The sequence below is a fragment of the Stenotrophomonas sp. 21LCFQ19 genome (assembly GCF_056861425.1).
Genome location: NZ_JBSPUF010000004.1, coordinates 51,182 through 64,965 on the forward strand (window position 1 = coordinate 51,182; position 13,784 = coordinate 64,965).

At 63.6% G+C, this 13,784-nt stretch carries 10 protein-coding genes; 2 read left to right on the plus strand and 8 right to left on the minus strand.

Annotated elements, in window-relative coordinates; translation table 11 throughout:
• Positions 1-35: 35 nt before the first annotated feature.
• The 3 genes from AC13FW_RS05900 to AC13FW_RS05910 form a co-directional block, all read right to left on the minus strand.
• A complete protein-coding gene (locus tag AC13FW_RS05900) occupies positions 36-1,118 on the minus strand; it encodes a Fe(3+) ABC transporter substrate-binding protein (RefSeq protein WP_482988500.1) in 1,083 nt (360 codons plus the stop codon).
• 93 nt (positions 1,119-1,211) lie between these two features.
• Positions 1,212-2,255 (minus strand): tRNA preQ1(34) S-adenosylmethionine ribosyltransferase-isomerase QueA, encoded by a 1,044-nt coding sequence (gene queA / locus AC13FW_RS05905; protein WP_282271744.1) that lies wholly within the window; start codon positions 2,253-2,255, stop codon positions 1,212-1,214.
• Positions 2,256-2,545: 290 nt separating this feature from the next.
• Positions 2,546-2,977, minus strand: coding sequence for an Lrp/AsnC family transcriptional regulator (locus AC13FW_RS05910; RefSeq protein ID WP_282271858.1), 432 nt, complete (start codon positions 2,975-2,977; stop codon positions 2,546-2,548).
• Positions 2,978-3,095: 118 nt separating this feature from the next.
• Here AC13FW_RS05910 and AC13FW_RS05915 point away from each other — a divergent pair, with 118 nt between their 5' ends.
• Positions 3,096-4,592: an aminotransferase class III-fold pyridoxal phosphate-dependent enzyme gene (locus tag AC13FW_RS05915; RefSeq protein ID WP_482988501.1), complete on the plus strand. Its 1,497-nt coding sequence runs from the start codon at positions 3,096-3,098 to the stop codon at positions 4,590-4,592.
• 76 nt (positions 4,593-4,668) lie between these two features.
• On the opposite strand, the gene AC13FW_RS05920 is transcribed toward AC13FW_RS05915, so the two are convergent.
• From AC13FW_RS05920 to AC13FW_RS05935, 4 genes are all read right to left on the minus strand, one after another.
• Entirely contained in the window at positions 4,669-6,093 is a 1,425-nt protein-coding gene (locus AC13FW_RS05920; protein WP_482988502.1) for an efflux transporter outer membrane subunit, read from the minus strand.
• Positions 6,087-6,824: an SDR family oxidoreductase gene (locus AC13FW_RS05925; RefSeq protein WP_482988503.1), complete on the minus strand. Its 738-nt coding sequence runs from the start codon at positions 6,822-6,824 to the stop codon at positions 6,087-6,089. Before AC13FW_RS05925 ends, AC13FW_RS05920 begins: the two co-directional genes overlap by 7 nt.
• 130 nt (positions 6,825-6,954) lie before the next feature.
• Positions 6,955-10,125 (minus strand): efflux RND transporter permease subunit, encoded by a 3,171-nt coding sequence (locus tag AC13FW_RS05930; RefSeq protein WP_296246339.1) that lies wholly within the window; start codon positions 10,123-10,125, stop codon positions 6,955-6,957.
• A 106-nt stretch (positions 10,126-10,231) separates the two neighbouring features.
• Entirely contained in the window at positions 10,232-11,428 is a 1,197-nt protein-coding gene (locus tag AC13FW_RS05935) for an efflux RND transporter periplasmic adaptor subunit (RefSeq protein ID WP_482988635.1), read from the minus strand.
• A gap of 513 nt (positions 11,429-11,941) precedes the next feature.
• On the opposite strand from AC13FW_RS05935, the gene AC13FW_RS05940 reads away from it, so the two are divergent.
• Positions 11,942-12,964: a LysR family transcriptional regulator gene (locus tag AC13FW_RS05940; RefSeq protein ID WP_296246341.1), complete on the plus strand. Its 1,023-nt coding sequence runs from the start codon at positions 11,942-11,944 to the stop codon at positions 12,962-12,964.
• 205 nt (positions 12,965-13,169) lie between these two features.
• Here the strand turns inward: AC13FW_RS05940 and AC13FW_RS05945 are convergent, their stop codons facing one another.
• Positions 13,170-13,649: a hypothetical protein gene (locus AC13FW_RS05945; RefSeq protein WP_482988636.1), complete on the minus strand. Its 480-nt coding sequence runs from the start codon at positions 13,647-13,649 to the stop codon at positions 13,170-13,172.
• Positions 13,650-13,784 lie beyond the last annotated feature (135 nt).

The window sequence follows — 13,784 nt, forward strand, 5'->3', positions numbered from 1 at the left end:
CAAGCACGGCGCCGGCCCGTAGGAAGCCGCAAGGTTCAGTTGTCGAAACCGACCTTGTCCACCAGCTCACTGGCCAGCTTGCGGTTGGCAACCACTTCGGCCAAGGGCAGCGGATCCACCTTCATCGGCCCGAAGCTGGCTACGACCGGGTCAAGCGCAACACCCGGCTTCACCGGGTATTCGTAGTTGGCACGCGCGTACAGGCTCTGCGAGCTCTCGCTGACCAGGTATTCAAGCAGCTTCACCGCGTTGTCATGATTGGGCGCATGACGGGCGACGGCGGCGCCGGAGATGTTGACGTGGGTGCCGGTATCGGCAGCACTGGCAAACACCGGCCGCACTACCTGGATGGCATCACCCCAGCTGCGCTGCTCGGAGCCTTCCTCGGCGTTCTTCATGCGGCCCACGTAATACGCGTTGGCCACACCGATATCGCAGATGCCGGCAAGAATGTCGCGTGCAACATCGCGATCACCACCGGCAGCCTTGCGTGCGAGGTTGGCCTTGACCCCGCGCAGCCAGGCTTCGGTCTTCTCCGCGCCGTCATGCGCGATCATCGCCGCGAACAGACTGGTGTTGTAAGGGTGCTGGCCGGAACGGATGCATACCCGGCCCTTCCACTTGGGATCGGCCAGATCTTCATAAGTGAAGCCGGTCAGGTCGAGATCCTTGTCGGCATAGACCACGCGGTCGCGCAGCGACAGCGCGAACCACTGCCCTTCCGGCGAGCGCAAGTGCGCAGGGATGGCCGCTTCCAGCACCGGCGACTTCACCGCCTGGGTGTGGCCGGCTTCAACCACGTCGAGCAGGCGACCGGTGTCCACCGTCATCAGCACGTCGGCCGGCGAACGCTCGCCTTCGGCAGCCAGACGCTCGGTCAAGCCGTCCTTGAGCAGCACCGTATTGACCTTGATGCCGGTATCCGCGCTGAATGCGTCCAACAGCGGCTGCACCAGAGCGGGTTCGCGCGTGGTGTAGAGGTTGACCTCACCAGCAGTGGTGCCTGCTTGCGATGCGGCAGCAGGTGCGGGGGCGTCATCGCTCTTGGCGCAGGCGCCAAGCAGGACGAGGGAACACAAGGCAGCCAGATGGCCGGCGGCACGCTTCGGATGACGCATGATTTACTCCGGAAGTGGTCGTCGGTCCCGGCCACGATGGCCGGACACGGATCAAATGAGAACTTATCTCATCTGATCCGTCCGTGCACTGCGTCAAACAGCCGCACCCTCGCCCGCCGGGAACAGCAGCATCGCATCGCCATAGCTGAAGAAGCGGTACTTCTGCGCGATAGCGTGTGCATAGGCCTCGAAAACACGCTGCTTGCCAGCAAATGCGCTGATCATCATCAGCAAGGTGCTTTCCGGCAGATGAAAGTTGGTGACCATCGCATCGACGCTGCGGATGCGGTAACCCGGAGTGATGAAGATCTGGGTCTCTCCGGCGTAGGGATGCAGTTCGCCTTCGCGCATCGCACTCTCCAGCGCTCGCACGACGGTGGTACCGACACCGATCACCCGGCCACCGGCAGCACGGGTGCGCCGCACCTGCTCGACCAGCTCGGCGCCGACATTGAGCCATTCGCGGTGCATCACGTGCTGCGATAGATCATCCACGCGCACCGGCTGGAAGGTGCCGGCGCCGACATGCAGGGTGATGTGGCCGAACTGCACGCCGCGCTCGCGTAGCTGCGCCAGCAGCGCTTCGTCGAAGTGCAAACCGGCGGTCGGCGCAGCCACGGCACCGACCTGCTTGGCGAACACCGTCTGGTAGCGCTCGCGGTCGTCCACACCGGGCTCACGGTGGATGTAGGGCGGCAGCGGCAGGCGGCCTTCGTGCACCAGCCAGGATTCCAGCGATTCGGGAATATCAAAGCGCAGCACATAGAACTCGCCGTCGCGGCCAAGCACCTCGGCTTCGCCGCCGGCATCAAGCTGAATGCGACTGCCGGGCTTGGGCGACTTGCTGGCACCGATCTGCGCGCGCGCCTGCTGGCCACCGAGCAGACGCTCGATCAGGATCTCGACGCGGCCGCCACTGGCTTTCTGCCCGAACAGGCGCGCCGGAATGACGCGGGTGTCGTTGAACACCAGCAGGTCACCAGGCTGCAGCAATCCGGCCAGATCACGCACCTGACGGTCGTCGAACGGCGCCGGCGCCGGTGGAACCAGCAGCAGGCGGCTGGCCGAACGTTCGGCCAAGGGAGCCTGGGCGATCAATTCCTCAGGCAGGTCATAGGTGAAATCGGACTTCTTCAAGGCCGGAACTTCGTGCGGGGAGCCGACTATTGTAGCTCTCAGGGGAGGAAGCGCTGGCTTCTGGGCTTGGGCCTGGGTTCGGGCCTTGGCCTTGGCTTCGCTTCATGCCGTCATTCCCGCGAAGGCGGGAATCGCTCTGGCTCTGGCTCTGGCTCTGGCTTGCTCCTGAATTCGCACTGGCCAGGCCAAATCAACAGCGAACAGCCAAAGCAAGAGCGATTCCCGCCTTCGCGGGAATGACGGCTGTAGAGCATGGGCAAGGCAGCGCCAAAGCAACGCTGCCAGCTACCTCACCGCTCAAACTTGGTCGAGAGAATGATCGCGCTGTTGGTCCGTTCCACCCCATCCACCGCACCTATCGCGTCGGTCACCACATCCATCTCGCTGACTCCACCCACCACCACCATCGCGATCAGGTCGTGGTTGCCGCTTACCGAATGCAGCGAGCGCACCTCGGTGATGTCACGCAGCGCCTTGACCACGGCCGGCATCTTCTTCGGCAGGACGGTGATCAGCACGTGCGCACGCACCTGGCCCTGCTCGTAGTCCTCATGGGTGCGCACCGTGTAGCCGGCAATCACTCCCAACTGTTCGAGCCGGTCGATGCGGCTCTGCACCGTGGTCCGTGACAGGCCAAGCCGGCGGGCGATCTGCGCGGTGGAGGCGCGCGCGTCCTCGCGCAATACGGACAACAGGCGTTCGTCGGCGGGAGAAATATTCACATTGCAAACCAGCTTCGTCGATTCGCCGAAATTACCCGAAAATCCGTCGAGATCATAGCTGCCATATGTCCAGAATCTCCACATAATGGGTATATACAAGAAACTTCTGGAGATGAGCATGACCGTACTCGGCCCCCTCGCCCCGCTTCGCGCGCACGCCGGCAGCCGCCTGACCCAAGGCCTGGACGACGCCAGCGTTGAACGCCTGGCCGTCGCTCACCCGGACCTGGCAGGCGCCATCGCCGCTGCCGCCAGCGAATACGCCCGTATCAAGGACGAAGCCGTCGACCTGCTGGATCTGGACGAGCACGACCAGATCGCCGCCATGCAGGCCGGCTTCGTCAATTTCTACGCCGACGACGCCGTCGTCCCGTACATCGCCCTGGCCGCGTGCGGCCCGTGGGTGGTCTCGCTCAAGGGCGCCGTGCTGTATGACGCTGGTGGCTACGGCATGCTCGGCTTCGGCCACACCCCGGCCGACGTGATGGCCGCTGCAGCCAAGCCGCAGGTGATGGCCAACATCATGACCCCGAGCCTGGCCCAGCGCCGCTTCGTGCAGGCCATGCAGAAAGAGATCGGCCACAGCCGCGGCAGCTGTCCGTTCTCGCACTTCATGTGCTTGAACTCCGGCTCCGAGGCCGTTGGCCTGGCCGCTCGAATTGCCGACATCAACGCCAAGCTGCAGACCGATCCGGGTGCACCGCATGCCGGCGCCACCATCAAGCGGGTGGTGATCAAGGGCAGCTTCCACGGCCGCACCGACCGCCCGGCGCTGTACTCCGACTCCAGCCGCAAGGCCTATGACCAGCACCTGGCCAGCTACCGCGGCGAGAACAGCGTCATCACCGTACCGCCCTACGACGAAGCGGCGATGCGCAAGGTGTTTGCCGATGCCAAGGCCAACAACTGGTTCATCGAGGCGGTATTCCTGGAGCCGGTGATGGGCGAAGGCGACCCCGGCCGCGCCGTACCGGCCAGCTTCTACAAGCTGGTCCGCGAACTCACCCGCGAGCACGGCAGCCTGCTGCTGATCGACTCCATCCAGGCCGCACTGCGTGCGCACGGCACCCTGTCCTTCGTCGACTACCCGGGCTACGAGACGCTGGATCCGCCGGATATGGAAACCTATTCCAAGGCCTTGAACGGCGCGCAGTTCCCGCTGTCGGTGCTGGCCGTCACCGAGCATGCCGCCAAGCTCTACCGCAAGGGCGTGTACGGCAACACCATGACCACCAACCCGCGCGCGCTGGATGTGGCTGTTGCCACCCTCGCCCGCCTGTCGCCGGAAGTTCGCCAGAACATCCGCCTGCGTGGTGAACAGGCCGTGCAGAAGCTGGAAGCGCTCAAGACCCAGCTCGGCGACCTGATCACCAAAGTGCAGGGCACCGGCCTGCTGTTCTCCTGCGAGCTGGCCCCGCAGTTCAAATGCTATGGCGCCGGCTCCACCGAAGAGTGGCTGCGCATGCACGGCGTCAATGTCATCCACGGTGGCGAGAACTCGCTGCGTTTCACCCCGCACTTCGGCATGGATGAGGAAGAACTCGACGTGCTGGTGGAGATGGTTGGTCGCGCGCTGGTTGAAGGCCCGCACCGGGCGCAAGCTGACGCTGCCTGATTTTCCGTGATGCGTAACGAAACAGGCGGCCATTGGCCGCCTGTTTCTGTTTGCAGATCCAGAAGCTCCCGCGCTCTCAACGTACGCTGGTGACCGCCAACGCAGGACCGGGCTGTCCACCCCAGCCGCCCAGTGCCTTGTAGACAGCAACGACACTGACATTCACCGACGCTTCCGCTGCCGCCAACGCATCGTCGGCAGCCAACTGATTGCGCTGCGCATCCAGCAAGGCCAGGAAGTCTTCCGAGCCCTCGCGATAACGCAGCTGTGCAAGCGATTCCGCCTTGCGTGCGGCCTGTGCCTGCTCAGCCACGATGCCCAGCCTTGCCTGTTGCTTGGCATAGCGGGTCAGCGCGTTCTCGGTGTCTTCCAATGCCAGCAGCACCGCCTTCTCGTACTCGGCTGCCGCGCCATCGGCCTGCGCCTTGCTGGCACGCAGGCGTGCCCGCACGGTGCCGAAGTCGAATGCCGCCCAGCTGATCGACGGGGTCAGCGACCAGGCCTTGTTGTTGCCGTTGACCAGACCCGAAGCATCGCCGCCCAGGAAACCGACGAAACCACTCAGGCTGATGCGCGGGAACAGATCGGCCGTCGCCACGCCAACACGCGCCGTGGCTGCAGCCAGGCGACGCTCGGCCATGCGCACATCGGCACGCTGCCGCAGCAGATCGCTGGTGTCGCCCAGTGGCAAGGCCTTGGCGAATGCAGGCACTTCACGTGGCTGCAGCAGTGTGTCCAGCGAACCGGGACGCTGCCCAAGCAGCACGGCAAGACGATGCCGCGACTGCACTTCGGACACTTCCAGCAACGGAATATCCGCCTCGATCGCCTTCAAGCGGGCGCGACTGCTCTGCACGTCAAGCTCACTGCCTGCACCCAGTTCCAGCCGGGTTTCGGTCAGCCGCTGCGTCTCGCGCAGGTTCAACAGCGTGTCGCGGGCAACGGCAATCCGCTTCTGTGACCCGCGCAGCTCGAAGTAGTTGCGTGCCACTTCGGCCGCCACCATCACCTGCGCGTCGGCCAGATTGTCCCGCTCCGCGCCAAGGTCGGCACGCGCGGCCTCCGCCGCACGACGCTGCCCGCCGAACAGATCCAGCTCCCAACCGGCATCGAAGCCGAGCTGATAGGTCTCGCTACCGACGCGCTCGCCGCCCAGCGTTGCATCGGGTTGCTTGCGCCTGTCCTGGCTGCCACCGGCAGTGATGTGCGGCAGCTGATCCAGGCGCTGTTCGGTGAACGCCGCACGCGCGGCGCGCACGCGCGCCATCGCGATCTGCAGGTCCAGGTTGTCACCCAGTGCATCGTGCACCAGCTGCCCCAGTACCGGGTCATCAAACTGCGTCCACCAACTCGCAACCGGCGGCGCACTGGAGAACGCCGGGTCAACCGCGCCCTGCAGGCTGACCGGTTCCACTGGTGCTGCCTTGTAATCGGGACCCACCGTCATGCAACCGGCCAGCAAGACACTGGCCATTGCGGTCACCAACAGGCGCATCACCACGGCAACACCTCGCCGAGGTAGCTGAAGCTGCCGGTGGGGCCATCGGCAGCGATCAAGGCCATGCCCACGCTGGAGCGCGCGCCTTCGGCGACATCGATCTCACCTTCGCCACCGTTCATGTCGGTCTTGACGTAGCCCGGATGCACCGCGTTGACCTTGATCGGACCTTCGCGCAGTTCATGCGCCAGCTGCACGGTCCAGGCGTTCAGCGCACTCTTGGAAGCGTTGTAGGCCGGCACGATGAAACCGTAGATCGAAGAGCCCGGTTGCGCATGCAGGGTCAACGAGCCGAGGATGCTGGACACATTGACGATGCGTCCGGCCGGTGCAGCGCGCAGCAGCGGCAGGAAGGCCACCGTCACTTCAACCACGGCGAACAGATTGGTATTGAAGGTGCTGCGCCAGGTTTCCAGCGACTGGCCGCTGGCGCCGGCCTGCAGGTCATCGACCAGCACGCCGGCGTTGTTGACCAGGATATCGAGCTTGCCGTACTGCTGCGTCACGCGCTCAACCGCTACCGCGATGCTGTCGGGGTCATTGACGTCGAGCTGGATGGCTTCCACCGGCAAGCCTTCCGCCTTCAGTTCCTGCGCCTTTGCGGCGGCAGTGTCGTAGTTGCGCCCGGCCAGCAGCGTATGCACGCCCGCGGCGGCGAGCTGGCGTACGGTCTCAAGACCGATGCCGCGGGTGGCGCCGGTAACCAGCGCAACTTTGGTGTTCTGGGTATTCATCTGCTTTTCCTTGGGGGAATGAATTGATACAAGCCCGATAACATTTCAAACCGTCCCTGCCAGTGAAGGTGACAAGGACCTGCGGGAGGCAACACATCTGCAGCCTCCCGCAACGGAGTTACACCTGCCATCAATGGTGGAGGGTCGGCTCACCATGCTGTACCAGCTTGCCGCCGCCGTTACGTGACACGAACTTGCGCAGCGCCACGTAGAACACCGGGGTCAGGAACAGGCCGAACAAGGTCACACCCAACATGCCAGCGAATACGGTGATACCCGTCACCGAGCGCACCTCGGCACCGGCGCCATGCGAAAGCACCAACGGCACCGTGCCGGCGATGAAGGCGATCGAGGTCATCACGATCGGACGCAGACGCAGCCGGCAGGCTTCCAATGCAGCCTCGACGATGCCCTTGCCACCCATCTCCAACTCGCGGGCGAACTCGACGATCAGGATCGCGTTCTTGCATGCCAGACCCATCAACACCACCAGGCCTACCTGCACGAAGACGTTGTTATCACCGCCGGTCAGCCATACGCCGAACAACGCCGACAGCAAGGTCATCGGGACGATCAGGATCACCGCCAGCGGCAGCGACCAGCTCTCGTACAGCGCCGCCAGCACCAGGAAAGCCAGCAGGATCGCCACCGGGAACACGATGAAGGCAGCCTTGCCCTGTGTCGCCTGCTGGTAGCTCAGGTCGGTCCATTCGGTGACCATGCCGGCCGGCAGCACCTGCCCGGCAATCTCGGTGAGCTTGTTCATCGCCTCGGCCGAGGACAGCATGCGTGGATCTGCCTCACCGGCCAGATCAGCCGCCGGGTAACCGTTGAAGCGCAGCACCGGATCCGGGCCATAGGTTTCCTTGACGGTCACCATCGAACCGATCGGCACCATCTCGCCGCGATCATTGCGGGTACGCAGCTTGCCAATATCTTCCACGCTGTCACGGAACTGACCATCAGCCTGCGCGATCACCTGCCAGGTACGACCGAACTGGTTGAAGTCATTGACATAGGCCGAACCCAGGTAGGTCTGCAGCGTGTCGAACAACTCGGTCAACTGCACCCCTTGTGCTTTGGCCTTCACACGGTCGACCTCTGCATCCAGCTGCGGCACGTTGGCCTGGTAGCTGGTGATCGGATAGGCCATGCCCGGCGTCTGCGCCACCGCACCCTGCATGCTCTGCACCGCGTTCTGCAAGGCGCCATAGCCGAGATTGCCACGGTCCTCGATGAACATCTGGTAGCCGTTGCCGTTACCCAAACCAAGGATCGGCGGCGGCATCATCGCGAAGGCGAACCCTTCCTGCAGCCCGGCGATCTTCTGGTTGATCTCGGCATTGATCTGCGCGGCAGTACGGCCCTTGCGTTCGTTGAACGGCTTGAGCGGGATGAAGGCCACGCCGGTGTTTGGCGTATTGGTGAACTGCAGCGCATTCAAGCCGGGGAACGAGATGGTGTGGGCAACGCCATCGGTCTCCTGGGCAATCTTGGCCACCTTGCGCAGCATTTCATCGGTACGTGCAATCGACGAGCCTTCCGGCAGTTTCACACCGGCGATCAGGTACAGCTTGTCCTGGGTCGGAATGAAGCCCGGCGGCACCAGCTTGAAGATCACGCCGGTACCCACCAGCAGCACCGCGTACACCACGAACACCGCGCCGCGACGACCGAGGATGCGTGACACGCCGCGCTCGTACTTCTCCGAGCTGGTCTTGAAGAAACGATTGAACGGACGGAATACCCAGCCGAACAGCTTGTCGATCAGACGGCTTGGCGCATCCTTGGCCGCACCATGCGGCTTGAGCAGGCGCGCAGCCAAGGCCGGCGACAGGGTCAGCGAATTGATCGCCGAGATCACCGTGGAAATGGCAATCGTCACCGCGAACTGTTTGTAGAACTGGCCGGTGACGCCGGACAGGAACGCCATCGGCACGAACACCGCACACAGCACCAGCGCAATCGCGACGATCGGGCCGGACACTTCCTTCATCGCCTGGTGCGCAGCAGCCGTGGGCGACAGGCCTTCCTCGATGTTGCGCTCGACGTTCTCCACCACCACGATCGCGTCATCGACCACGATGCCGATCGCCAGCACCAGGCCGAACAGGCTCAGCGTATTGATCGAGAAGCCCAGCAGGTACAACGCAGCAAATGTACCGACCACCGACACCGGTACTGCGATCAGCGGAATGATCGAGGCACGCCAGGTCTGCAGGAACAGGATCACCACCAGCACCACCAGCGCGATGGCTTCCAGCAACGTGGTCACCACGGCCTTGATCGAGTCACGCACGAAGATCGTGGTGTCGTACACTGCCTCGTACTTCACGTCGGCCGGGAAGCTCTTCTGCAGCTCGTCCATGGTGCCGATCACGGAATCGCGGATCTCCAGTGCATTGGCACCCGGCGCCTGGAAGATACCGATGCCGACCGCATTCTTGCCATCCAGCTGCGAACGCAAGGTGTAGTCACCCGCGCCCAGTTCGATACGCGCCACGTCCGACAGGCGTACCACTTCGCCGTCGGTGCCGCTCTTGAGCACGATGTCACCGAACTCCTGCTCGCTGCGCAGGCGGCCCTGGGCATTGATAAGGGTCAGGAACTGGCTGTTGGGCATTGGCTCGGCGCCAAGCTGGCCGGCTGACACCTGCACGTTCTGTTCGCGCATGGCGCTCACCACGTCGCTGGCAGTCAGTCCGCGCGAGGCAACCTTGTCCGGGTCCAGCCAGGCACGCATGGCGTAGTCACCACCACCGAAGATCTGCGCATCGCCGACGCCGGGAATACGCGCCAGTCCGTCCTTGACGTGCAGGCGGGCGTAGTTGCGCAGGTACAAGGTGTCGTAGCTGCCCTTGGGCGAAGTGAGGTGCACGACCATCAGGAAGGTAGGCGACTGCTTCTGGGTCGTCACGCCCTGCCGCCGCACGTCTTCAGGCAAGCGCGCCTGCGCCTGCGCGACGCGGTTCTGCACCTTCACCGCCGCTTCGTCCGGATCGGTGCCCGGGCGGAAGGTGACGGTCATCTGCAGCACGCCGTCGGAGCCAGCCACCGACTTGAGGTACATCATGCCCTCGACGCCGTTGATCGCCTCTTCCAGCGGCGTAGCCACCGTCTCGGCGATCACCTTGGGATTGGCGCCCGGATACACAGTACGCACCACCACCGACGGCGGCACCACTTCCGGGTACTCACCAATGGGCAGGAAGGGAATGCTGACCAGGCCAGCAGCGAAGATCACGATCGACAACACCGCCGCGAAGATCGGCCTGTCGATGAAAAATCTGGAAAAATCCATGGGAAGTCCTTGGAAAAGCTGGCGTCAGGCTGCAGCCGCCCTGCCCGCTCCCAACAGGAGCAGGCAAACACGGCCGGCTGCCACGCCGGCAAAGGTAGTTGGCGGCTTAGTTGATGCTGCTCACGGCCTGGGTGGCTGATGCAGCGGTGCGCTGCATCGCAACCGGCTTGGCCTGCACCGGCATGCCTGGCATGAACACCTTCTGCACGCCGTCGACGATGACCTTGTCGCCGGCAGCCAGACCCTGCTCGACGATGCGCAGGCCCTCGGCATTGCGGCCGAGCTGGACATCACGACGCTGCGCCTTGTTGTCCTTGTCCAGCACGAAGACGTACTTGCGATCCTGGTCCGTCAGCACCGCCTTGTCGTCCACGAGTACTGCCTGGAACTGGCCACTACCCAGCAGCTGCACACGGGCGAACAGGCCTGGAGTGAACTGGCGGCTGGCATTGTCCAGCAGCGCACGCACGCGGATGGTGCCGGTACTACGGGTGATCTGGTTGTCGAGGAAATCGACTTTGCCTTCGTGCGGATAGCCCTGCTCGCCACTCAGGCCAACCTTGACCGGCAAGGCCTGGTCACGCTCGCTCGGTCGCTCACCATTGCGCGCCATCTGCACGTAGCGCAGATAGGTCGACTCGTCGGCGTCGAAGTAGACATGCACCGTGTCCAGCGACACCAGGGTGGTCAGCACGCTGGCTGCATCACCGGCGGTGACCAGGTTGCCAGCGGTCACCATCGCACGGCCTGCACGGCCATCGATCGGCGCACGCACCTTGGTGAACTCCAGGTTGAGACGCGCTGCATCCAATGCAGCCTGCGCGGCCTGCACCTGTGCACCGGCCTGGTCTGCACTGGCACGGCGCTGTTCGGCGGTTTCCGCAGCAATGGCCTGTTGTTCGGCCAGGCGACGGGCGCGCTCGGACTCGCTGCGTGCCAGACCAGCCTGCGTGCGTGCGCGATTCAATTCGGCCTGCGCCCGGTTGAACTCGGCCTGGTAGCTGCGCGCATCGATGGTGAACAGTACATCGCCCTTCTTCACCTCATCGCCTTCGACGTAGTTGACCTTGTCGATGTAGCCAGACACACGCGGACGCAGTTCAACGCTCTGCACGGCCTCGACGCGGCCGCTGAACTCGTCCCATTGGGCGACCTGCTTGATCAGCACCGGCGCAACACTTACTTCGGGTGCAGGCGGCGCGGCGTTTTCCGCGTGGCCGCCACTGCAGGCGACCAGTACGGCCAGACTCAGCGCTGACATGCCTGCCAAGGCGACGCGGCGCAACGTGGGTGATGGGGAGATGCCTTTCATTTCGTGCTCCAAGGGGGAGGTGATCAGGGAATTGCAAAAAAACGGAATGGAGCTCGACATCGCGGCGGCGCCAGTCCGTCACGCGACAATTTGCGCAGCTCGGCCCTGGGCAGGCGGATCAGCGGCGGCGGCGACGGAATCACTGTCCCGTCCGCGGAAATTTTTGGACCACCAATGGGACAAACAGCCCCAGGGTCCGTCGCAGCATCGTAACACCTCGCCACTTGGGGCCTCGAGGGGCAGCCGCCTGCACGTCGCCAAGCAAGGCCTCAAACTGCAATGGATTCAATTGATTGCAGGCCAACCTTGAAGGCAAAGCATTGCGGTAACTGGGTTCGCGGCGAGGTATTGGCAGGGCCATGGGGGAGCGCATGCGCATGACGGCATGTCCGGATTGGATACAGGCGTACAAGATAGGCCCCTAATCCAGACTTGATTAGTACGGATTGAAGGGAATAATCATCCCGTCGCCGGCACAATTCCGTTGCCGCAAGAGTCCCAACCATGGCCAACGATCTCAACGACACCCTGATCTTCGTCAAAGTGGTCGAACAGGGCAGTTTCACTGCCGCTGCGCGCCTGCTCGGTCAACCCAAGACCACGGTCAGCCGCAAGGTGCAGGAGCTGGAGACGCGCCTCGGCGCGCGCCTGCTGCACCGGACCACGCGGCGCCTGGGCCTGACCGAAGCCGGGACCGTGTATTACGAGCACTGCCAGCGTATTGCCCGTGAACTGGACCAGGCCGAAAGCGCGGTCAGCCAGTTGCAATCCGGCCCCCGCGGCTGGCTGCGTTTCACCGTTCCGTACTCGATTGGTACCTGCTGGATTGCACCGCTGCTGGGCCAGTTCCAGAGCGAGTACCCGGAGATCCGGGTCGACATGCATCTGGGCAATGAGACCTTGGACCTGATTTCAGGGGAAGTGGATCTGGCACTGCGCGTTGGCGCACTGCCCGACTCCAACCTGATCGCGCGCAAGCTGGGCAGCCTGCGCACCCAGGTATTCGCCAGCCCGGCCTATCTCGCCGTGCACGGCGAGCCCAAGCACCCGGACGAGCTGCAGTTCCATCGCACCTTGGCGATCCGCAAGATCCATCATGGGCAAACCCAGCGTTTTACGTGGGCATTGGCAGAAAATGGTGGTGAGATGCGCGAGTTTGCGGTCAACCCGCTCCTGGTAGCAAATGACCCTTCAGCACTGAACGCCGCCTTGGTAGCCGGTGAAGGCCTGATGCTGAGCAGCGACGTGATGGCCAAGCCCTTTGTCGAATCCGGCATGGTGCGGCAGGTTCTGCCTGGCTGGACTGGCCCGGATTACGACTTCAATGCGGTATTTGCCGGCGGCCGCCTGGTCTCCCCCAAGGTGCGCGCGTTCATCGACTTCCTGGTCGCCAAGCTCAACTTCGACGCCAACTACATGATGTTGCAATGCCCGAATGCCAAGCGGCTGGCCGATATCGAGCAGGAGTACCAGCAGCGATCAAAGGGCCACCCAAAACTGCGGGTGGTGGAAGCACTCAGCGCCTGAGTGCGGCACTACGCGTCAAACAGAAACGGCGGCCATCAAGGCCGCCGTTTCTATTTGCATCAAGCGCTCTTGTCGCCAGGCCGTAGCCCGGGTAAGCGCAGCGCACCCGGGAAGAACAGCAATACGGTCAAATCCGGCTCGGAAACCTGATGACTCCGCAGCCCCGGACGCGCTGCGCTTGCCCAGGTCAGGAATCAATACCTCGTCAGTAACCGCGGTAATACGGCCACAGCGGCACGATCTGCACTTCCTTGCAGCCGTCATAGCGGCTGCAGCTGCCGAAGTAACCCGGCCCGGAGTAGCGCTGGCGGGCATCACGGTTATAGGGGCTGTTGTAGAAATCCGGACGCGCGAAATGGCCGGAACCGTAGTAACGGTAAGGCGTCTGGCCGATGCTAGATTCGGTACGGAAGGTCTGCGCCAGCGCCTGTGCGCCGTCATTGTCGACGTAGCCGTTCTCGTTGTCGTAGCGGACCAGGCGGTAATAAATGGTCTCGCCCCCCTGCTTGCGGCTGTGCAACTGCTCCATCTGGCCACCGCCAGCATCGGCATAGGCCTTGCCACCCTCGAACAGAACTTCGCTGGGGTTGACGATTTCTTCTTCCAACGGCGGGGCCGCCGCCGCACTCGCAGCTACTGCAAGCAACATGGCTGCTACAGCCAACTTGTTCCACGCCTTTCCCATGATGCGCATGACCACCCTCCTTGATTGGGCACCTGCCGTTACCGGCAGTCCGCCGTGATCGCCCGGCCAACACCCTTGGCCGAGCTGTCATTGCTACCTGCTGCCATCCCGGCGCGCGGCCTTACCCGCGGCCGC